The sequence below is a fragment of the Lysinibacillus sp. FSL K6-4013 genome, assembly GCF_038630435.1.
Taxonomy (GTDB): Bacteria; Bacillota; Bacilli; order Bacillales_A; family Planococcaceae; genus Lysinibacillus; species Lysinibacillus boronitolerans.
Genome location: NZ_CP152031.1, coordinates 978,890 through 1,001,035, shown reverse-complemented (window position 1 = coordinate 1,001,035; position 22,146 = coordinate 978,890). Strand labels below are relative to the sequence as shown.

Here is a 22,146-nt window from a genome sequence, read left to right as displayed (position 1 = left end):
TGCTTTTTTGGTGATTACCACCAAATGATTGTTAAAAATGCTAAGAAGAATGTAAATGCGATTAAGATTCCCATCCACATGAAGAATCCAATAACGCCACCAAAGTGCGTTTTTTTGTCTTCTAAGTGCATGAAAGAATAAAGTTGAAGTACAACTTGAACGCCAGCCAATAATAATACGAATGGCATAATTAAGTATTTAGAAAAATCAGCTGCAACTACTGCGAATGCGATAAAAGTGAAGAAAATCATAATCGCAAAGTTGATTACTTGTTTACGCATATGAACGGCATTATGATGACGATCATACTCATACTGTGCTTGAGACTTAGCAACTATAGGTGTATCGTGTGAAGACATTATCCGATCACTCCCATCAAGTAAACTACTGTGAAGATAAATACCCAAACTACGTCGATAAAGTGCCAATATAAAGCAGCTACGAAGAATTTAGGTGCATTGTACAGGTTTAATCCACGTTTAGCATTACGGATCATTAAAGTACCAATCCATACAAGACCTAAAGTTACGTGGAAACCGTGTGTACCAACTAAAGAATAGAAAGCTGTTGCGAATGCAGATTGGTTAAATGTAAAACCAAGGTGCACATAGTGGTTGAACTCATAGATTTCAAGTGCTAAGAATCCAAGACCTAAAGCTAATGTAATCGCTAACCAAGTTTGCATACCTTTAAAGTTAAAGTTACGCATATGGTAAATTGCATAAACAGATGTTAATGATGATGTTAATAATAACATCGTCATAGCAAATGCTAATGGTAATTCAAATAAACCTTGAGTTGTGAACTCCATGCCAGCTGGCCCTTTGTTCTTAAGCGCTAAATAAGTAGCGAATAAACTTGCGAAAAGTACAACTTCACAGGCAAGGAAAATCCAGAAACCAACGACTTTATTTTTACCTTCCATCGTAGCTTGTTCAGGATGATCTGGCCAAGTATGAGGAGTAAATTTAGTATTGAAATCCATTATTTATTTCCTCCTTTGCCGTAAAGATGTTCTTCAATTTCAAGAATTTCTTCTTTGTGTAAATGGAAGCCATGATCGTCTTTAACAGAACGGGCAATCATCGCACCAAATGTAATTGCTAAACCAATGATTAATACATAGATAGACCATGGTTTATCTGCGTCTGGATTGTAAAGTGCACCAAATGCTGCAATAAACATACCTAATGAAATAACGAATGGAATCGCTGAGTTATTTGGCATATGGATATCACCTAGTGGCTCAGCAAATGTAACTTCTTTATTACCTTCTTGCTTTTCAATCCACCATGGATCTAAACCACGAACAAGTGGTGTTTGACGGAAGTTATAGAATGGAATTGGTTGTGGAATTGACCATTCTAAAGTACGTCCATCGCCCCATGGGTCGCGTCCTGCTGGTTTGCCCTTAATAGACATTAAGCAGTTGATTACCATTAAGATAACCCCTACACCCATCATTAATGCACCGATTGTAGAGATATAGTTGAATTGATCCCAACCTTGACCTTCCATGTAAGTGAATACACGACGTGGCATACCCATCAAACCTAAGAAATGTTGAAGGAAGAATGTTAAATGGAATCCGATAAAGAATACCCAGAAAGTAATCTTACCAAGCGTTTCGTTTAACATACGGTTGAAGAAAATTGGCCAGTAGAAGTGCGCTGAACCAAATAGTGCTGTAACAATACCACCAACGATTACGTAGTGGAAGTGAGCAACGATAAAGTAAGAATCGTGTAATTGATAGTCAAGAGGTGCAGATGCTTGCATTACCCCTGTAACACCACCCGCAACGAATGACGGGATAAATCCAAGTGCATAAAGCATTGGAGTTGTAACTTTAATTGACCCACCCCAAATAGTTAGGATCCAGTTGAATACTTTCATACCTGTTGGAACCGCAATTGCCATTGTTGCAACAGCGAAGATTGCGTTTGCTGTTGGCCCAAGACCAACTGTAAACATATGGTGAGCCCAAACCATGAACCCTAAGAAACCAATTAAAATTGTAGCGAATACCATTGAAGAGTATCCGAATAGACGTTTACGAGAGAACGCTGGAATGATCTCAGAGAATAAACCAAATGCTGGTAATACTAAGATATAAACCTCTGGGTGTCCGAAGATCCAGAATAAGTGTTCCCAAATTACTGTGTTACCACCCATTGTATGGTCAAAGAAGTTACCACCGAACATACGGTCAAATAACATCATTAATAAACCAATTGTTAATGGAGGGAATGCGAATAAAATTAAGGCACTTGATACAAGAGCAGTCCAAGTGAATAATGGCATACGCATAAATGTCATACCTGGAGCACGCATTGTAATAATCGTAACGATAAAGTTAAGACCTGAAATTAAAGTACCTGCCCCTGAAATTTGTAAACCAAGTACATAGAAATCAATACCATGTCCTGGAGAGTATAAAGATAATGATGCATAAGAAGTCCAGCCCGCATCAGGAGCGCCACCCATAAAGAATGACAGGTGAAGGAATACTGCACCTAGGAAGAATAACCAGAACCCTAATGAGTTAAGGAACGGGAATGCAACGTCACGCGCACCAATTTGTAATGGTACAAGCATGTTCATAAATGCGAATAGTAGTGGCGTAGCAGCTAGGAATAACATTGTTGTTCCGTGCATTGTTAATAATTCATTGAAAAAACCAGCTGATACGAAATCATTATTTGGTTTCATTAATTGAATACGCATTAATAATGCTTCAAAACCAGCGATAGCGAAGAACAATGTACCGGCTAATAAATACATCACTGCTAACTTTTTATGGTCGACAGTAGTGATGTAATCCCAGACAGCTGCTCCAAAGCCCTTTTTCTGTGTGTATGAGCTCACAACTTTTACCTCCCTCAAAATTTGTTACATAGAACGAAAATTATTTTTCTACTGATAAGCCCATGATGTAAGTTGCAAGAGCTTCAATTTCTTCATCAGATAAATTACCGTAAATAGGCGCAGTGCCATCAGCATTCATCATTAAGTTACCTGGTTTAAATTCCTCAGGGTTTTTAATCCAAGCTTTTAAGCTTTCTTCATTATGCTCTAAGAAACCAGCAACACGGTTACGGTCACCAAACGTAGTTAAGTTTGGACCTGGTGTACCGCCTGCTCCTGAACCAGAGATAGCATGACAGCCTAAGCAGCTATTAGCAAAAGTTGCTTCACCAAGATCAGTTGAAGCTTTGTCAGCAGTTTGTCCTTCAGTTGCTTTCATTGCATCAACCCATGCATCAAATGCATCTGGGCTTAATGTTTTTACTTTAAAGTCCATTAAAGCATGTGAAGGTCCACATAATTCAGCACATTTTCCATAAAATACGCCATCTTTAAGATCTTTTGATTCTTTATCGAATACTAAGTAGAATTTGTTTAAGTTTTCCACGTTTGTATCCATTTTACCGCCTACAGCAGGAATCCAGAATGAGTGCTTAACATCGGCAGCTTTTAAATTAAAGTAAACTTTTTCACCTGTTGGTACCACTAGCTCTTGAGCCGTTACGATACCTTGGTTAGGATATTCGAATTCCCACCAGTATAATTTTGCCGTTACATTGATTGTTAGGGCTGTTTTGTTCCCTTCTTCATCTACCTCATCCATTGCAGCAACATCTGCAAATTTATAAGTAGTTGTAACAACTGGTACAGCGATAATTAATAATAAAATAATCGGAATAACTGTCCAAATCACTTCTAAAGTATGACTACCCTCTACTTGCTTAGGGATAACATTTTCACCCACGCGTGCACGACGGTATTTTAGGAATGCAAGTAAATAGATAACGGATACTATTACTACTACTAGCGTCATAATTACAGTAGTTAACAGTAATAAATTCAATTGTTGTTTACCTACTTCTCCAGATGGTTTTAGTGTAGAAAGATAATCTTCACCACAACCTGAAAGGAAAACCATCATCACTGCTAGAAGTGAAAAAAGACGCCATTTTTTAAGCCCTTTCATCATAGCTTAATTAAACCCCTCTTTCTTTGTTGTATTTTCATGTGTACCTAGGACATCAGTTCTGTCTATATGAATTCTTATAAAAAGAAAGAATCCCTAACTTTAGCTAAACACCGCAAATATTATGATGGCTACAAATAGTATGGTCATATGATTCAACGAATAAATAAACATTTTATTTGCCCATTTCATATCATCTTTTGTTGTAAAGCCTTTCAGAGCTAGTATTAACCAACCCAAGTTCAATGCAGTAGCAAGAGTTAAAAAGCCAATTCCAAGCTCTGTTAAAAGGAAAGGTAACGGTAATAATAAAAGAATCCAGAATAACATTGAGTACTTTGTACGTTTAAATCCCTTTATAACAGGTAGCATTGGTATTTTAGCTGCACGATATTCCTCAGTCCGTTTCATGGCAAGCGCATAGAAATGTGGTGGTTGCCATGCAAACATAATAAGGAATAAGGCTAGTGCTCCTGGACCTAAGGCGGGCTCAATCGCTGCGAATCCAATAACAGGAGGAATAGCCCCCGAAATACTACCTACAACCGTGTTACTAACATGCTTCCTCTTTGACCACATTGAATACAGAACGACATAAGCAAATATTCCTACTAGTCCCCACATGCCGGCTGCAAACGATGCCGCAAATAACAAAATTTCACCTACAATTAAAAATGAGAGGGCAATGGTCAACACAAAGTTTGGCTTAAATCTGCCTGTCACTGTCGGTCTTGCCTTTGTTCTTTTCATGATAGGATCTATATCCTGATCTATGAAATTATTCATTGCACCTGAGCCACCAATGATTAATGCCGCACCCAGCATGGTGTAAAATATGACATCAAGCTCTTGCAAGAAATGTCTACTAGTAAACTGAAAAGCCAGCCACATCCCTGTAAACGTTGTGACAAGATTCGAGTTAACGATTCCAATTTTTATTAGTGCTAAGAAATCTTTTACAACAGATGTTGTTTCTGGACCAGTATTTCTAGTAGCCGCCAGTGTACGACCGTTTGACATAATACCTCTCCTTTCATTTTTGTAAGCATATTCCGCTAACAATAACTATAGCGAAATTTGCGATTGATTTCTAGACATTAAGTGAAATTTAGATGAAGTTGTAAAAATTAGCTTTGTCTAGAAATATAATTAAAAACAACATATCTATAGTAAAACATTTTCTAAAATGAATTGTGAAGGTTAAAGCACGAAATTATGAACAATTTGTGAAATGGAATCGACATCTAGTAGTCCCTTCTCTTTACAAGTTGTTTTTTATACGTATTTTCGATATTATCTAGTAGCAGAAACATTACGTTCTTGTAATGTTGATAGATAAAGTAGGTGACTCATTTTATGCAACACAACAGGTATTTGAAGTGGTTTGCTGTTGCCGCTACAGTAGGGATGCTCCTTATATTACTAGGTGGGGCTCTCGTTACCAAAACAGATAGTGGCCTAGGCTGTGGTCGAAACTGGCCTGATTGCAATGGATCTCTTATTCCAAAGGAGATTACACCAGAAGTCCTTATTGAATTCTCACATCGTCTCGTAACAGGAGTTGTATCTATTTCAATTCTTGTGTTAACCGTTTGGACATGGCGTAAGCTCGGACATATTCGTGAAGTAAAGCTATTAGGTTTCTTAGCAATGTTTTTCTTAATCGCGCAAGCTCTTATTGGAGCAGCTCAAGTATTATGGGGGCAAGGTGATTTCATCTTAGCACTACATTTTGGGATATCTCTTATTTCCTTTGCCGCGGTTCTTCTTCTCTCTATGATTGTATTTGAAGTCGATCGGAAATTTGATGCTGATAACGTATTTATCGGTAAAAAGTTACGTTGGCATACAATTGCTGTCACAATTTATTCTTATTTAGTCGTTTATACTGGGGCGCTAGTTCGTCATACAGATTCGAGCTTAATTTGTCCCGATTGGCCATTTTGCTATAATGAAACACCTTTCGCACCGCCGAATAATATGTATGAATGGGTGCAAATGGGACATCGATTAGCAGTTCTTATTATTTTCATTTGGATTGCATACATAACTTGGCATGCTGTAAAGGAATATAAACATCAACGTGTTATATACTATGGATGGATAATTGCCTTTACAATAGTAGTTTTACAAGTTATTGCAGGTATGTTAGTAGTCCTTACTAAACTGAATTTAACGGTAGCTTTACTGCATTCATTATTTATTTCCCTTTTATTCGGTTTATTATGCTATATGATCATGCTAGTCGCTCGAAGTAATTATAATGAGAAAAAGAAATAGCCCATTAAAAAAGATTCGCCACCAACGATGTGTCGAATCTTTTTTCTATGACTATTTTTGTTTCTTCATAGCTTCAGTCCCTATAATCCCAACAATTAAAATAATCATGGATACAAAAGCATAATCTTTAAAAAATGTTGTAAAAGGAATGTCGAAATATCGACAAATTAGCGTTACGAGACGGCCTCCTAATAAAATTAAACCTATGACTAACATCCAGTTAAATAGTGCTTTAAGCATTTTTTGGCCCCTCTACTTTCATTGCTGTCCATATAATATTTGTTACTTCGAGACTGTAATCCTCTGCCGCAATAGCAAGCGGTCCCCCTATAAGCATGTATTCACCAATCGCTCCTTGAATTACTTTTGCCATTACATCGACAGAGCGAACACTAAATGTCCCCTGTTTTTTTCCATCTTCTAAAATATTACATAATGCCTTCAATAGTGGATCTTCCTCTTCATCTGGCAGTTTATAGTAAGGGATGTCTTGTTCAGTTCGAGCGTTGAAGACAATTTCTAATAATGCTGCATTTTCTTTTGGGTGTGTTGCTTGATAAGCAATGCTTGCCTCTATGAAGTTTGCTAATTGTGTGACAGGGTCACTGGCAGTATATGTTTTTGTCAAAATAAAAGTTGTGGATTGCTCAATCAGTGCTTGGAGACTTTGGTTGATTAAATCTTGTCGATCTACAAAATGATAAGAAATTAATGCTGTGCTAATAGAAGCACGTTTAGCAATTTGTGCTAGACTCGCCTTTACATAGCCAATATCATCAAGTGTCGTTATCGTAGCTTCAATAATTTGCTGCTTTCTTGCTTCCTGAATAAAGGTATTTTTACTGCTATCCATAGACCCCTCCTGATTGGTCGAACATTTTTTTGATTAAGTAATCAAATTTTATATGATTTATCGCTTAAACACAATAAAAAAGGTTATGTAGATACTAAAATGTACCCTATAAGATAGACACTTTCAAAAAGGTCATCTTATAGGGTATTTTTATTTATAATGAAGAAAAAACGAGCGGTGGTAGATTGTATGACTAAAAAATTTTTTTCGGAACAACAACAGGCACAATTAAAATTAAATCCATACGTCAAAACAGTAAGCGCGAAAGCCATTACTTATACAGATGAATTTAAAGAATTTTTTATTGATGAATACGATAAAGGAAAATATCCAAGTGAAATCTTTTTTGAGGCGGGTTTTGACATTGAAGCCCTTGGTCCAGCTCGTATTCGGAGAGCTTCGAATCGTTGGCGTACAGCTTATAAAGAGCATGGGCTTACAGGCTTAGAAGATGCCAGAAAACATGCTTCAGGTCGCCCTTTAGAACGCGAATTAAGTATAGAAGAAAAATACGCCCGCTTAGAGGCGAAGATGAAATTGTTAGAAGCAGAAAACGAATTTTTAAAAAAGCTAGATCAACTCGAAAGGCAGCTGATAAGGAAGCAATCAAAATAAGTACTACACAAAAATTTGAGTTAATCCATCAAATTATTGAAAAATATCAATTAAAACGGATGGTACGATATCTTTGTGAAATGGCAAAGGTTTCACGCTCAGGCTACTATCGCTATTTTAGAGAAGAAGCTGTCTTAACTCGTCAAAAACAGAATGAAGAAGATGAAGTGGTGAAAGAAGTCATTTTAAAGGCCTTTCATTTCCGAGGACGAAAGAAAGGCGCACGTCAAATAAAAATGACACTAGAAAACCAATATGAAATTACGTACAACCTTAAGCGTATCCGTCGCATTATGAAAAAGTTTAATATTATCTGTCCCATTCGAAAAGCCAATCCAGCGCGTCGTATGGCAAAAGCAACGAAGGAACACCGTATATGCCCTAACAATTTACAGCGCAACTTCAAGCAAGGTGTGGCAGGAAAAGTATTACTAACCGACATCACATATTTAACATATGGAGGCGGTAAACGTGCTTATTTATCAACGATAAAAGACGCCGAAACAAATGAAATTTTAGCGTATGAAGTATCCTCTACATTGGGTATAGAAATTGCGCTCAATACGTTACATAAATTAAAGAAACATCGGCATTTAAGGGAGGATGCCTTTATCCATTCGGATCAAGGTTTCCACTATACGAATCCAAAATTCCGAGCCTTAGTGAAGAAAATTGGCTTAGGACAGTCCATGTCACGTCGAGGAAACTGTTGGGATAATGCGCCACAAGAATCGTTCTTTGGGCATTTTAAAGATGAAACAACTATTAGAGCATGTGAAACGTTAGAAGAAGTAAAGAAAGAAATTAAGAGTTATATGATTTACTACAATCATTATCGAGGGCAATGGAATTTAAAAAAGCTGCCGCCTGCAAAATACAGACAGCAGCTTCAAGAAGTTGCCTAACCTTTTTCAAAATGTCCTTTACAAAGGGTACATTTTATACTAATAAAAGTATCTAATAACCTTTTTTAAGACTATCTATTCAATTTCAATTAATAGATCGCCTGTTGAAATGGCATCTCCTGCACTTGCATATACCTCTTTTACAATGCCGTCTTTAGGTGCTTGAACAGTTGTTTCCATTTTCATCGCTTCTGTAATTAACAGGTGATCTCCACGTTTAACAGGACTACCTTTAGAAACAACAACTTTCAACACAGTACCTGGCATTGTAGCGCCGATTTGGTTTGGATTGCTTGGATCGGCTTTTAATGCTAAATTGCCATCAACCTCAACAGTCATATCTTGAATCACCAATTCACGCGATTGTCCATTGAGCTCAAAGTAAAGGACACGTGTTCCATTGTGTTGTGGTTCCCCGATTGAAACGAGTTTAATAATCAATGTTTTCCCTTTTTCTATTTCGACTTCAATAATTTCTCCAAGCTTTAAGCCATATAAGAATGTTGGTGTGTCAAGAACTGAAATATTACCGAAGGATTCTGCTGTTTTCGCATACTCCTCAAAGACTTTTGGATAAAGAGCATAAGCCAGAACATCCTTTTTCGTAACAGGACGATTTAACTTTTCCTCTAGCACAGCCTCTAATTGATCAAACTGAATAGGCTCTAATAATTCTCCTGGACGAACTGTAATTGCTTCGCGATCTTTTAACACTACTTGTTGTAATGCCTCTGGGAACCCGCCATGTGGCTGTCCAAGATAACCTTGGAAGAATTCAATCACAGAATCTGGGAAGTCAATTGTTTTCCCTCTTGTTAAGACCGTATTTTCGTCTAAGTCATTTTGCACCATAAATAAAGCCATATCTCCTACCACCTTGGAGGATGGTGTCACTTTGACAATATCACCAAACAGTAGATTTACACGGGAATACATACGTTTTACTTCTTCCCAACGATCACCAAGCCCTACCGCTTTTGCTTGCTGCTGTAAGTTACTATATTGGCCACCAGGCATCTCATGCACGTAAATCTCAGAATGCGGGCTAATCATGCCACTTTCGAAATCTTTATAGTATTTACGAACATCTTCCCAGTAGTACGATAATTTTTCCAAAGAATCAATATCCGCACGTACTTCTCGTTTACTCCCCTTCATCGCATAGTACAAGGAATTTGCACTTGGCTGAGATGTTAAGCCCGCCATAGATCCAAGCGCTGTATCGATAATATCTACACCTGCTTCAATGGCTTTAGCATATAAGTAAATCCCATTGCCGCTTGTATCATGCGTATGCAAATGGATTGGCAGACTTGTCGTCTCTTTTAACTCGGAAATTAAACGATAGGCCGCTTCTGGCTTCAGTAAACCAGCCATATCTTTAATCGCTAAAATATGTGCACCAGCTAGCTCTAGCTCCTTCGCCATATCCTTATAATATTGCACCGAATATTTCGCTCGACTATCATCCAAAATGTCGCCTGTATAACAGATGGCCGCTTCAGCAATTTTTCCTGATTGACGCACTGCATCAATCGCCACTTCCATACCTTTAATCCAGTTTAAACTATCGAAAATACGGAATACATCAATTCCTGATGAAGCCGATTCAGCGATAAATTCTCGGATTAGATTATCAGGGTAATTCGTGTAACCAACGGCATTAGCTCCACGCAGTAACATTTGGAACAAGACATTAGGTACTTGCTCACGCAGTTTCTCTAGGCGCTCCCATGGGTCCTCTTTTAAGAAACGATAGGCTACGTCAAATGTTGCCCCGCCCCACATTTCCAGCGAGAATAACTGATGCATCATGCGAGCTGTTGCATCTGCAATTTGATACATATCCTGTGAACGAACACGTGTTGCAAGGAGAGATTGGTGGGCATCGCGGAATGTAGTATCAGTTAGTAGTACGTCTTCCTGTGCTAAAATCCACTGCACTAAGCCATCTGCTCCCTGTGTATCTAAAATCTGCTTCGTACCTGCTGGTGGTACAATTAAAGGATCAATTTTAGGCTGGTTCGGCTGAGCAAAGATAGGTTTTGACTTCTTCTCTACACCTGGGAAGCCATTTAAGGTCACATTCCCTATATAGCTTAACAGCTTTGTTCCACGGTCTTTACGCACAGGGAACTCGAAAAGCTCTGGCGTTGTATCAATAAAGCTAGTATCAAAGGCACCTGATAAAAATTTCTCATGTGTTACAACATTGTTTAAAAACGGGATATTCGTTTTAACGCCACGAATACGGAATTCCTTCAAATTACGATCCATTTTCGCTGCAGCTTCTTTAAAGTTCATGCCCGATGTTGAAATCTTTACTAACAAAGAGTCATAGTATGGTGTTACAACAGCGCCTTGGAATCCATTTCCAGCATCTAACCGCACGCCAAAACCACCACTTGAACGGTAAACCATTAATTTTCCTGTATCTGGCATAAAGTCATTTGCAGGGTCTTCTGTTGTCACACGGGCCTGAATGGCATAGCCAATCATTGGCATATCTTCTTGCTTTGGCATATGAATTTCTTCACTGTGTAGTTCATAGCCTGCCGCTACCTTAATTTGGGCATGGACGATATCGACACCTGTAATCATTTCTGTAATTGTATGTTCTACTTGGATGCGAGGGTTTACCTCGATGAAATAAAAATCGTCTCCTGCGACTAAAAATTCCACTGTCCCTGCATTTATGTACGAGACATTCTTCATTAATTTCACAGCAGCATCGCAAATACGATTTCTTAACTCTTGTGAAATCGAATGAGATGGCGCAATTTCCACCACTTTTTGATGACGACGCTGAATTGAGCAATCACGCTCATATAAATGCACAATATTACCATGTTTATCGCCAATAATTTGTACTTCAATGTGTTTTGGCTTTATGATTGCTTTTTCTACATACACTTCATCGGAACCAAAAGCAGCCTTTGCCTCTGATTTTGCTCTTTCATAGGAAGAAGCAAGATCCTCTGGCGCATGGACTAGACGCATCCCTCGACCACCACCGCCAAGTGCTGCCTTAATCATAACTGGATAGCCATAATTGCTAGCAAACGTCTCTACCTCTGCTAGATCGGCTACTGGGCCATCTGTACCAGGAATAACAGGAATCTCAGCCGCAATGGCTTGAGACCGTGCTTTGACCTTATCTCCAAACATATCTAAATGCTGAGAAGTTGGTCCGATAAAGACAATACCCTCTTCCTCACAGCGACGTGCAAATTCCACGTTCTCTGATAAAAAACCATACCCTGGATGAATCGCATCAACATCTGCATCTTTTGCGATGGCAATAATACCTTCAATATCTAAATAAGCATCGATTGGTTTCTTGCCAGCTCCCACTAAATAAGCTTCATCTGCTTTAAAGCGATGAAAAGCACCACTATCTTCTCTTGAATAGATGGCAACAGTTTGGATATTCAGCTCCGTACAGGCACGGAAAATACGAATTGCAATTTCTCCTCGATTGGCTACGAGAATTTTGTTGATTGATTCCATAGGTATCCCCCTTTATGATTGTGTTTTTTTCCTCTCTACCTTTTCAAACATAGAAACATTGATTAATATTCCCATCGCTAAAGATAGAATGATTATAGATGTACCGCCATAGCTTATAAAAGGTAACGTTACACCGGTTAACGGGATTAACCCGGTTACACCCCCAAGATTAATAAACGATTGCCAGCCTATCCAGCTCGCAATGCCAGCCGCAATCATGCGTGCCAATGGATCTTTTGTTCGTAATGCAATAGAAAAACCTTTATATACAATAAATCCCAAACCACCTAAGACAATTAAAACGCCCCAAATCCCTAGCTCTTCCATTATGATTGCCATAATAAAATCTGTTTGTGGTTCAGGCAAGTATCCTAATTTTTGAATGGATTGACCAAGGCCACGCCCTTCTAAGCCGCCTCCGCCAATGGCATAATAACTATTCACCACTTGGTGACCACTACCATCCTCATACTCAAACGGATTTAAGTAAGACAATATCCGTCCTTTTCGATTTCCTGTTAGTAGCTCTCCCTTAAATATCCATAGAATACCAAGAATGGCTGTACCAAATGCACCTAATACACCAAAAAACTTCCAAAATGTTTTAAATGGAATACCACTTGAAGCAACAACTGAAACAGCAATACCACATAGAATAATCACTGCTCCTAAGTCTGTTTCAAAGGCTACCCCAGCAACCACTAAAATCCATAGAAAAATTGGGTAAAAAATTTCAGTAGGTTGTAGCTTTTCAAACGTATATTTTTGCGCTTTTCGATAAAAAGCAGCTGCAAAATATAAAATTATAAATAGTTTCGCATACTCTGAAGGTTGAAAATTCCCTAACCCTGGAATAGCAATCCAACTTTGAGAACCTACTTCCTCTGCCCCATTACCTGCTACTTTTACCCATGTAAATAACACAACTAACACAACAGTTAGCAATAACATAATATTCTTATTCGCATAATGCTTATATGGGAAAAATGCTGTAAGGATAAAGCCAAGAAGTGCCACCATTAAATTGGTCACTTGCTTTTGATAAAAATAATCAGGTGCTTGACCTTTTTGAACAATAGCAACCATCATACTTGAACTGTAAATCATAATTAATCCAAATAAACTTAATAATAGGACCGTAAAAAATAAGGGGTAATCAAAATTTTGTGCATAACGTTTTAAGTATTGTCTCATTGGAAAACCTCGTTCTAGTAAAAAAACTCAAAGCGCAAAAAAGCGTTTGAGTTTTTCTTTTTATTTGTCTGTATACGCGTCGTGTAGTACAGAAAGTTCCTTCTCGAGTGAATCGAGAATTTCTTTGCCTTTTTCACGTTCAATTAATCCAAGCTTCACAGCAAAGTCAATTTCACGTGACAGGCCGAACATTTGTGTATCTAATACTTCCTCATATAAAGGGCATTGTGGCATTGTTAAGTGATCCATTTGTACTCGAATAAGGCGAGCAATCTTATCTGCATCAGCAACTAATAGCTCCAAAGCCTTCTCTTGAAAAGAAGTTTGTGATTTCGTATCCATGAGGACGCCCCCATTATCTGATATTTCTTCGATTCTATCTTAATAAAGTTTATCTTTTAGTCGATAAAAATGCAAGTGTCTTCATTGGAAAATAGAGAATTCGAATTATATTTCTTTATTATCTCTAGGCATTAGCGTTATACTATGTCATGGATATACAAGATTTGAGGAGGATTTCTATTATGGAAACAATAATTCCTATCACAGGTGCAGTCACATACCAACTAACATTAGATCCTACTGTGTGGATTTTTGATGATCGTAAATTAGATTTAAACACTTACTTCACTACTCAAAATGTTGAGGAAGATGCTGACGTCAAATATATGCGTGAAGTAGGGGCACACTGGTCACGTGAAATTATGGAAGGAGCAACATTCCCACCTACATTAAAATCAGAGAGGAAATTTGACCGTAAAGGCATGGAGACAGGTACATTCGGTATCGAATTAAGTCATTTCTTGAAGAATGCTGAAATTAAACCTGAAGCGACAAAAATCGTCTTAACTTGCAAAGATGGTCAAGAATATCCTTTCACAATTGAAGAAGCTTATACACTTATTTTAAAATATAGCCAAGACGGGAAGCCTCTTTTAGAAGATGGTCCAATCCATGTATTACTAAGAGACGGTTCAAATATTGACAATCCTATTAAAAACGTATCAGCCATCCGCGCTGAATAGGAGGGAATGCAATGCGCGTTAAATGCGTTATTTGCGATACGATTCATAATTTAGATGATAATTTACCTTTAGCGAAAAAATTGCGTAATCGACCAATTCATACTTATATGTGCAATATTTGTCATGATCGCATTTCGGAAAATACTGTCGCACGAATGGAAACAGGCAATTTCCGTTTTTATCGTACGTCACCACAGATGGATAAAGAATTTTAACTAAAGAACAGCTTTAAAAGAGGTGCCTCTATTTTGAGACACCTCTTTTTCTCTACTATCCATTATTTTTAATAATCGTTTTTTCAACTAATTCTACAACTTGATACATAATAGTAGCAAAAAAGGCAATGATCAGAAGTGACATAAGGACAAGGTTAAAATTAAATACTTGGAAGCCATAGATAATTAAATAGCCAAGTCCTTTTGAAGCTACTAAAAATTCCCCTACAATAACCCCTACCCATGATAAGCCAACATTCACTTTCAGGGTTGAAATGATCGTAGGAAATGAGGCTGGCAAAATGACCTCACGAAAGATTTGCCATCTGGTCGCTCCAAATGTTTGTAAAACCTTACTATAATTTGGATCGACTCCTTTAAATGCCGTATATACTACAATTGTTGTAATGATGATGGATATTAATGCACCCATCGCTATGATGGAAAAGTAGCCTGGGCCAAGTGCAACAATCAAAATCGGACCCAGTGCAACTTTTGGCATCGCATTTAAAATTACTAAATATGGATCAAGTACTTTTGATAGTAACGGGGACCACCACAAGACAATAGCTATCAATGTTCCTAATAATGTCCCCGCTAAAAAGCCAATTACGGTCTCCATTAATGTAACACTCACATGCAATGTTAAAGAACCATCACTTACTTTTTCAATAAATGTATGCCATACATGCGTTGGCGAGCTAAAAATTAAACGATCAATCCATTCTAATCGTGAAAGCAGCTCCCATCCACCAAAGAATAGCAATAAAATAATAAGCTGATATACTCGAACATAGCGTTTTTCTCTTTTTAACAATTGCTGATATTGCTTAAATAATGTATTATCCAAGGCTCTCCAGCTCCTTCCAAATCGTTTGGAAAATATCTGCATAGGCTGGATGCTGTCTTACATCAAAAGGTGATAGCTCACTAAGAGCTTTAGGTATTTCAAACACCTTGTGAACTGTCCCTGGGTTTGCAGAAAATAGAACTACACGCTCACTCATCGCGATTGCCTCGCCAATATCATGTGTCACAAGAATAGCAGTCTTTTTATAAGTTTTTAATGTTTCCACCACTAAATCCTCAAGCTTTAATTTCGACTGATAATCTAATGCAGAAAATGGTTCATCTAATAATAAAATTTTAGGATTTACAGCTAAGGTACGAGCAAGGGCGACACGTTGCCGCATACCTCCTGATAATTCTCGAGGATAATTGTTCCCCACATGCGGTAATCCTACTTCCTGTAATAATGCGTTGGCCGTTACTTTATGTGTTTTATGACTTTTCTCCATTATCTTCAAGCCAATTGTGACATTTTCCTCAATGGTCTTCCAAGGAAATAAATAGTCCTGCTGAAGCATATAGCCAATGCTAGATTGATTATTTGCTGATAGCTTTTCACCATCTATATAAACATTGCCTTCAGTGGCAGGGAATAATCCTGCAATAATTGATAATAATGTGGTTTTTCCGCAGCCACTCGGACCAATAAACGAAACAAACTCTCCTTCATGAATGGCTAAACTGATATCACGTAATACTTCCTTTGCCTGTGTACTTGAAAAATAACTATGGTGAATATTCTCTAGCTGTAAAAATTCCATATTACTCAGCAGCCTTTTTAGCAAAGGTAGTATTCACAAGTTTTTCATACTCCACTCGTTGAGGAAGTTCACCTGCTTCCTCCATAATTGTTTGCAAGTTATCCCACTCTCCTTCATCAAGGATTGGGTCAGTAGCATAAGAGCCTTGTGCTTTATATCGCTCAATTACAGTTTCAATTATCTCTATATCTACATTTTCAAAATATGGTTGAATAATCTTTGCTACTTCAGCAGCACTCTCATTTTGCACATAATCCTGTGCTCGTTGTAATGCATTTGTAAAAGCTTGAACAGTTGAAGCTTCATCCTTTAAATAACTACTTTTTGCCATAAAGGACGTGTAAGGAAGATTACCAGACTCCGTTCCAAACGAAGCTACAATATAACCTTTCCCTTCTTTCTCGAAGACACTCGCAGTAGGTTCAAATAATTGTACATAGTCACCAGTGCCTGATGCAAAAGCAGTTGCAATGTTGGCAAAATCAATATTTTGAATGAGCGTTAAATCATTTACAGGGTTGATGCCATGTTTTTTCAGCACGAATTCACCTGCCATTTGTGGCATACCACCTTTACGTTGCCCCAAAAACGCTGAGCCCTTCAATTGATCCCACGAAAAATTATCCATCTTATCTCTTGCCACTAAAAAGGTTCCATCCGTTTGGGTTAACTGTGCAAAATTTTGAATAGGATCATTTGCACCTTGTAAAGTGACATAAATAGACGTCTCCGATCCAACTAAAGCTATATCAATTCCATCTGACAGTAACGCCGTCATCGTTTTATCGCCACCTGCAATCGTTTGTAGCTCCACAGAAAGACCCTCCTCCTCGAAGAATCCTTTCTCAAGTGCTACATATTGAGGCGCATAGAATATTGAACGAGTTACTTCTCCTACTTTGACTTTTTCTAGCTCTGCTTTATTACATGCCGTCAAAGAAAGGAGTAACAAAGCAATGACACCTAACAATAAACCTTTTGTAAGCCAACGCATTCCCTTTCCTCCTTGATGTGTTGAAAATAAGCCTATCGACATTAACTTATTCACATAAGAAGATTTCGGTGCCTATCATTTTTTAGTTTATGTAGAAAACGGAGCTTCTTGGTTTAAAAAGCGCTCTCGGAGAAAATGAGTGCGGGTGTTTTCTTCAGCTTGACTACAAGGGGAAACATACAAAAAACAGCCTTAGCATTAAAACCGCTAAGACTGTTTATAACAGATAAAAAGTTCTTATTATAAAGTACGTAATTGTTACTGATTGGTAGCTTGTTGCTCTTCTCTTTTTTCACGCCATAATCTTGTTTTATAGACAATTAGAATTAAGGCCGCTACAATCAGACCTTCAATCATTGGTAAGAATAGGGCAAAGAACGTAAGCATAATACACCCTAAAAATAGGAACGCATAAATAATAATATTTTGAGATAACTTTAATTTCTTGGCAAAGCCTAGCTTATAGACAATGGCAGAAAGTGCAAATACAAGAAGAAATACAACATAACCTGCTATTTCATAGCTTGGTAAATTTTCATATAAAAATCTAGTTATACCAGCCATTCTCCCATAAACTCGTGTTGTTTCATCTGTACCTGTCTGTGCAGCAACTTGAATAACATTTAGTTCACCCAATAAAGCGGACTTCAGATCCAAGACTCCTCTTCCTTTCATGGAAGCAAAAAATTATTGTTCAGCGTTTTTTAATTTTTTCGCTATTCTTTCACGTTCATTTTTATCTAGAATTTGTTTACGAAGGCGAATAGATTCTGGTGTGATTTCTAAATACTCATCATCATTTAAGAATTCTAATGCTTCTTCTAGTGTTAATAAACGTGGCTTTTTAATAACGTTTGTTGCATCTTTTGTCGCAGAACGAACATTCGTTTTTTGCTTCATTTTTGTTATGTTTACAGTGATATCATTATCACGTGTATTTTCACCAACGATCATACCTTCATAAATTTCAGTACCTGGTTCTACAAAGAGTGTACCACGGTCCTCTACTTGCATCATACCATAAGTTGTGGATTTACCAGTTTCCATTGATACAAGAACACCTTGATGACGTCCACCAATACGTCCTGGAATATATGGTTGGTAGCAATCGAATGTATGGTTAATGATACCAAAACCTTTAGTCATAGACATGAATTCTGTTGTATATCCAATTAAACCACGAGCTGGAACAAGGAAAGTTAAACGAACTTGGCCATTGCCATTGTTCACCATATCTAACATTTCACCTTTACGCGTACCAATCGATTCAATAACCGAACCTACATTTTCTTCTGGCACATCAATTTGTACACGTTCAAACGGCTCACATTTTACACCATCAATTTCACGAATGATAACTTGAGGTTTTGATACTTGTAGCTCAAAGCCTTCACGGCGCATATTTTCAATAAGAATTGATAAATGTAGCTCACCACGTCCAGAAACCGTCCATGCATCTGGTGAATCTGTATCTTCTACACGTAGAGATACGTCTGTTTGAAGTTGTGAACGTAAACGCTCTTCTACTTTACGAGCAGTTACCCATTTCCCTTCACGACCTGCAAACGGTGAATTATTCACTAAGAAAGTCATTTGTAATGTTGGCTCGTCTATACGTAATGGTGTTAAAGCTTCTTGATGTTCAACTGGACAAACTGTTTCTCCAACGTTGATGTCTTCCATACCTGAAACAGCAATTAAGTCACCAGCTTTTGCTGATTGGATTTCTTCACGTTTTAAACCAAAGAAACCAAATAGTTTCGTTACACGGAATTGTTTCACAGTCCCATCTAACTTCATTAAAGCAACTTGTTGTCCTACTTCAATTGTTCCGCGGAATACGCGTCCAATCCCAATACGACCAACATAATCATTGTAGTCAAGTAATGCCACTTGGAATTGTAATGGATCTGCTGAGTTGTCTACTGGTGCAGGAATTGCTTCAATTACCTTTTCAAATAGACATTGCATATTTTCTTCTTGTTTTGTTGGATCAGCATCAAGAGAAGCTGTACCGTTTACACCTGATGCATACACAACAGGGAAATCTAATTGATCATCATCAGCACCTAGCTCGATGAATAATTCTAATACTTCATCAACCACTTCTAATGGACGAGCTGAGTCTTTATCAACTTTGTTTACAACTACAATCGGTGTTAACTTTTGTTCTAACGCTTTTTTCAGTACAAAGCGTGTTTGCGGCATACAACCCTCATACGCATCGACAACTAGTAAAACGCCATCTACCATTTTTAAAATACGTTCTACCTCACCACCGAAGTCGGCGTGTCCAGGCGTATCAAGGATGTTAATACGAGTTCCGTTATAGTTTACTGCAGTATTTTTTGCTAAAATTGTAATACCACGTTCGCGTTCAATATCATTAGAGTCCATTGCACGTTCTTCAACATGTTCGTTTGAACGGAATGTACCTGATTGTTTTAATAGTTGGTCGACTAAAGTAGTTTTACCATGGTCAACGTGGGCGATAATTGCGATATTGCGAAGATCTTGACGTAAGTTTGTCATTATTCCACTCCATATTCTTTTTTCGAATGTTTAACTGTGATATTATAGCACAAGAAGGATAGAAATGTCCTTATTAGAATTTCCATCATTCTAAAAAATATATTTGATCGACAAATTTTTTATATAGGAGGCTAGGCTATGAATCGTGCAAAAATCGTAATGGCCATCTATGCATTGGCAGCTGTATTAGCAATGTGCTCTATCGGCTACTCTGTTGCAGCTAGTAGTATATTTGGTGTAATAGCTGGTATTGTGGCTACTTGTGTCATTTTCATGACAGCCTTTAAAATGAAGCGTAAACTACGTGCGCAAGGATTACTTTAAAGAACATAAAAAGGAGCTGTCTAGTAAATAGACTGCTCCTTTTTATTCATATGGCACAATATATTTTTCTAATAACTCTTTATGAATAGCGGGATTGGCAATAATAAATGTATCCTGATGAAGGAAATCAAAGCCTTCACCATGTAGATTTGTAGCAACTGCTCCAACTTCCTGAGCAATGATGGTCCCTCCTGCAATATCCCATGGTGCTAAACGCATAGAGACATAGGCATCTAATTTGCCGCTAACAACAAATGCAATTTCCATTGCCGCAGAGCCATAAGACCGTGTACCGCGAACTTTACGAACCATATCTATCACCTTTTCATGGTGAATATGTCGATTAGGTGCGACCCAATGTGCATTGATGCCAATGACAGACTCTTCCATTGTAACAGACTGTAGTTTTCGCAATGGTGAATCATTATACCATGCCCCTTGACCCTCAATGGCACTAAATAAATCCTCTCGCATGACATCAAATATGTAACCTAATTTTCCTACGCCATTGACAAAAATACCTATAGAAATCATAAAATGACGATGCTGTTTGACAAAATTCATCGTGCCATCAATTGGATCAATAATCCAAACTACACCATCTAGCGATTTAACCTGTTCGCCCATTCCTTCTTCCCCTAGGATTTTGTGGGTTGGATCAAAAGCTTTAATTTGCTCAATAAAGAATAACTCAGTCTCTCGATCAATATTGGTAACGAGGTCATTTGCACCTGATTTTGTCTCTATTACTAGATTATACGAAAAAGCCTCCCGAATACGTCGCCCAGCTTCAAAAATAATATCTTTTGCAAATTTATCAATTTGTTGTAAATCCACTCATAACCCACCCTTCGAATATAAGAAAAGGCCATCTATGTTGGTCGCTCTCGTATGTGTATGATACCTTTTCCCACTACTTCATAACTTTTGCTATATAAAAGCTAATACTACCTTATGATATAATTTCTATTTTACCCTTTGTCACAATAAAAATCACCTGCTGTCGGAATATTCAGCAAGTGATTTTTTAAATGGGTATTAGATTTTGATTACGCATAGGCGTGCAAACTTTCAAGTTCCATCTGAATTTCTGCCAGACGTTTTTTACTTTTTTCAATTTCAATGTCATTTTTTTCATTCATTGCTGCAAAAAGTGAAGCTAATTCATAATCTAATTCTAATTGTAATATGTGCTCATATTGCTTTTCAATGTCAACTTTACGTATAATTTTTACGAACGGTTTCATAAAAAACACTTCCTTTTTTTATTTTTTTTACAAAAACTTCGCTCATTTGATAAAGTTCTTGTTATAAGATTTTTTCCCAAATTCAGCGTAAAATAAACCTTATAAAACGAAAGGAGTAAAATAAAATTGCCAAAAATAAAGTGGACAAACAAAGACTTTAAGGTTTTTACAATAGACGGTTTAGAACAGAGAATGGATGCTTTAAATTTACATGTACGTCCAAAATTTAATCAGCTAGGGGAAGATTTCTCTGCATACTTCTCTAGCCAATTAGGTGAAGAATTCTTCCCTCATGTGGCTAAACATGCTCGAAGAACTGTTAACCCCCCAAAAGATAGCTGGGTTGCCTTCGCCCCTTATAAAAGAGGCTATAAATCATTGCCTCACTTTCAGATTGGTCTATGGCACACACATTTATTCATCGTCTTAGCTATTATTTATGAAGCGCCTCAAAAAAATGTTATGGCTGAGCGTTTACTAGCTCATAAATCATTAATTGAGCAGCTTCCAGATGATTTTATTGTGTCAGGAGATCATATGTCCCCTGAGTCCGTTTCTCTGGAAGTAGCAAAAGAAGATAAGCTTGAAGAACTACTTATTCGCCTACGTGATGTCAAAAAAGGTGAATTCTTAATTGGCCGTCATATTCCAAAAGAGCAAGCAACAAAGCTAACAGCAAGCGAATTACATCAATTAATAGAGGACACATTTAACAGCTTACTTCCTCTTTACAATGTTATTGTTGGAAAATAGGATTAGCTATTAAAGCTTTTTATTGATGTAGTTTATGCAAAATGCCGTTTTCTAACACAAAAAAATAAAGAGTGGATGTGAGATTAACTCACATC

The 22,146-nt window shown here is 37.5% G+C and carries 24 protein-coding genes; 7 read left to right on the top strand and 17 right to left on the bottom strand.

What is annotated here, in order from left to right:
- Positions 1–14: 14 nt before the first annotated feature.
- The 5 genes from MHB39_RS04695 to cyoE form a co-directional block, all read right to left on the bottom strand.
- Positions 15–359, bottom strand: a complete 345-nt coding sequence (locus MHB39_RS04695) for a cytochrome C oxidase subunit IV family protein (protein ID WP_004224789.1) — start codon at positions 357–359, stop codon at positions 15–17.
- Entirely contained in the window at positions 359–985 is a 627-nt protein-coding gene (locus MHB39_RS04690; RefSeq protein WP_004224788.1) for a cytochrome c oxidase subunit 3, read from the bottom strand. Before MHB39_RS04690 ends, MHB39_RS04695 begins: the two co-directional genes overlap by 1 nt.
- A complete protein-coding gene (ctaD, locus tag MHB39_RS04685; protein ID WP_004224787.1) occupies positions 985–2,868 on the bottom strand; it encodes a cytochrome c oxidase subunit I in 1,884 nt (627 codons plus the stop codon). Before ctaD ends, MHB39_RS04690 begins: the two co-directional genes overlap by 1 nt.
- Before the next feature lie 40 nt (positions 2,869–2,908).
- Positions 2,909–3,997, bottom strand: a complete 1,089-nt coding sequence (gene coxB, locus MHB39_RS04680; protein WP_048394696.1) for a cytochrome c oxidase subunit II — start codon at positions 3,995–3,997, stop codon at positions 2,909–2,911.
- 99 nt (positions 3,998–4,096) lie between these two features.
- Positions 4,097–5,014, bottom strand: coding sequence for a heme o synthase (gene cyoE, locus MHB39_RS04675; protein ID WP_004224785.1), 918 nt, complete (start codon positions 5,012–5,014; stop codon positions 4,097–4,099).
- 336 nt (positions 5,015–5,350) lie between these two features.
- On the opposite strand from cyoE, the gene MHB39_RS04670 reads away from it, so the two are divergent.
- Positions 5,351–6,274 (top strand): heme A synthase, encoded by a 924-nt coding sequence (locus MHB39_RS04670; protein WP_016992770.1) that lies wholly within the window; start codon positions 5,351–5,353, stop codon positions 6,272–6,274.
- Between the two features lie 51 nt (positions 6,275–6,325).
- Here MHB39_RS04670 and MHB39_RS04665 read toward each other — a convergent pair whose 3' ends face one another.
- A complete protein-coding gene (locus tag MHB39_RS04665) occupies positions 6,326–6,514 on the bottom strand; it encodes a hypothetical protein (protein ID WP_258859599.1) in 189 nt (62 codons plus the stop codon).
- Positions 6,507–7,127, bottom strand: a complete 621-nt coding sequence (locus MHB39_RS04660; protein WP_036077083.1) for a TetR/AcrR family transcriptional regulator — start codon at positions 7,125–7,127, stop codon at positions 6,507–6,509. Before MHB39_RS04660 ends, MHB39_RS04665 begins: the two co-directional genes overlap by 8 nt.
- A gap of 189 nt (positions 7,128–7,316) precedes the next feature.
- Here MHB39_RS04660 and MHB39_RS04655 point away from each other — a divergent pair, with 189 nt between their 5' ends.
- Positions 7,317–7,742 (top strand): HTH domain-containing protein, encoded by a 426-nt coding sequence (locus MHB39_RS04655; protein WP_058844812.1) that lies wholly within the window; start codon positions 7,317–7,319, stop codon positions 7,740–7,742.
- A complete protein-coding gene (locus tag MHB39_RS04650) occupies positions 7,637–8,647 on the top strand; it encodes an IS3 family transposase (protein WP_339280999.1) in 1,011 nt (336 codons plus the stop codon). The genes MHB39_RS04655 and MHB39_RS04650 overlap by 106 nt, the downstream gene beginning before the upstream one ends.
- 75 nt (positions 8,648–8,722) lie before the next feature.
- Here MHB39_RS04650 and pyc read toward each other — a convergent pair whose 3' ends face one another.
- The 3 genes from pyc to MHB39_RS04635 are packed head-to-tail and all read right to left on the bottom strand — an operon-like array spanning position 8,723 to position 13,693.
- Positions 8,723–12,157 carry a pyruvate carboxylase gene (pyc, locus tag MHB39_RS04645; RefSeq protein WP_036077080.1) on the bottom strand — a complete coding sequence of 1,145 codons (3,435 nt, stop codon included), beginning with the start codon at positions 12,155–12,157 and terminating at the stop codon, positions 8,723–8,725.
- 12 nt (positions 12,158–12,169) lie between these two features.
- A complete protein-coding gene (locus MHB39_RS04640) occupies positions 12,170–13,351 on the bottom strand; it encodes an FtsW/RodA/SpoVE family cell cycle protein (RefSeq protein WP_342545936.1) in 1,182 nt (393 codons plus the stop codon).
- Between the two features lie 60 nt (positions 13,352–13,411).
- The gene (locus MHB39_RS04635; RefSeq protein ID WP_004224778.1) at positions 13,412–13,693 is read right to left on the bottom strand and encodes a YlaN family protein; all 282 of its coding nucleotides are present in this window, start codon (positions 13,691–13,693) and stop codon (positions 13,412–13,414) included.
- Positions 13,694–13,875: 182 nt separating this feature from the next.
- Between MHB39_RS04635 and MHB39_RS04630 the strand changes: the two genes are divergently transcribed.
- Complete coding sequence (locus MHB39_RS04630) at positions 13,876–14,376, top strand: hypothetical protein (RefSeq protein WP_036077076.1); 501 nt, start codon at positions 13,876–13,878, stop codon at positions 14,374–14,376.
- An 11-nt stretch (positions 14,377–14,387) separates the two neighbouring features.
- A complete protein-coding gene (locus MHB39_RS04625) occupies positions 14,388–14,591 on the top strand; it encodes a YlaI family protein (protein ID WP_004224776.1) in 204 nt (67 codons plus the stop codon).
- 55 nt (positions 14,592–14,646) lie between these two features.
- Here MHB39_RS04625 and MHB39_RS04620 read toward each other — a convergent pair whose 3' ends face one another.
- The 5 genes from MHB39_RS04620 to typA all read right to left on the bottom strand — a co-directional run bounded on the left by MHB39_RS04620 (position 14,647) and on the right by typA (position 19,727).
- Positions 14,647–15,441: an ABC transporter permease gene (locus MHB39_RS04620; protein WP_016992766.1), complete on the bottom strand. Its 795-nt coding sequence runs from the start codon at positions 15,439–15,441 to the stop codon at positions 14,647–14,649.
- A complete protein-coding gene (locus MHB39_RS04615) occupies positions 15,434–16,201 on the bottom strand; it encodes an ABC transporter ATP-binding protein (protein WP_036077074.1) in 768 nt (255 codons plus the stop codon). The genes MHB39_RS04620 and MHB39_RS04615 overlap by 8 nt, the downstream gene beginning before the upstream one ends.
- A 1-nt stretch (position 16,202) precedes the next feature.
- Entirely contained in the window at positions 16,203–17,195 is a 993-nt protein-coding gene (locus tag MHB39_RS04610; protein WP_342545935.1) for an ABC transporter substrate-binding protein, read from the bottom strand.
- Between the two features lie 258 nt (positions 17,196–17,453).
- Positions 17,454–17,852, bottom strand: a complete 399-nt coding sequence (locus tag MHB39_RS04605; protein WP_036077070.1) for a YlaH-like family protein — start codon at positions 17,850–17,852, stop codon at positions 17,454–17,456.
- Positions 17,853–17,882: 30 nt separating this feature from the next.
- A complete protein-coding gene (gene typA / locus MHB39_RS04600; RefSeq protein ID WP_004224771.1) occupies positions 17,883–19,727 on the bottom strand; it encodes a translational GTPase TypA in 1,845 nt (614 codons plus the stop codon).
- Positions 19,728–19,865: 138 nt separating this feature from the next.
- Here typA and MHB39_RS04595 point away from each other — a divergent pair, with 138 nt between their 5' ends.
- On the top strand, positions 19,866–20,051 hold the full coding sequence (locus MHB39_RS04595; RefSeq protein WP_016992866.1) for a DUF5325 family protein: 186 nt from the start codon (positions 19,866–19,868) through the stop codon (positions 20,049–20,051).
- Between the two features lie 42 nt (positions 20,052–20,093).
- Here MHB39_RS04595 and MHB39_RS04590 read toward each other — a convergent pair whose 3' ends face one another.
- Both MHB39_RS04590 and MHB39_RS04585 read right to left on the bottom strand, forming a co-directional pair.
- A complete protein-coding gene (locus MHB39_RS04590; RefSeq protein WP_004224769.1) occupies positions 20,094–20,888 on the bottom strand; it encodes an inositol monophosphatase family protein in 795 nt (264 codons plus the stop codon).
- A 212-nt stretch (positions 20,889–21,100) separates the two neighbouring features.
- A complete protein-coding gene (locus MHB39_RS04585; RefSeq protein WP_026023402.1) occupies positions 21,101–21,298 on the bottom strand; it encodes a hypothetical protein in 198 nt (65 codons plus the stop codon).
- Between the two features lie 126 nt (positions 21,299–21,424).
- Here MHB39_RS04585 and MHB39_RS04580 point away from each other — a divergent pair, with 126 nt between their 5' ends.
- Complete coding sequence (locus MHB39_RS04580; RefSeq protein WP_016992869.1) at positions 21,425–22,051, top strand: DUF1054 domain-containing protein; 627 nt, start codon at positions 21,425–21,427, stop codon at positions 22,049–22,051.
- Positions 22,052–22,146: the final 95 nt, after the last annotated feature.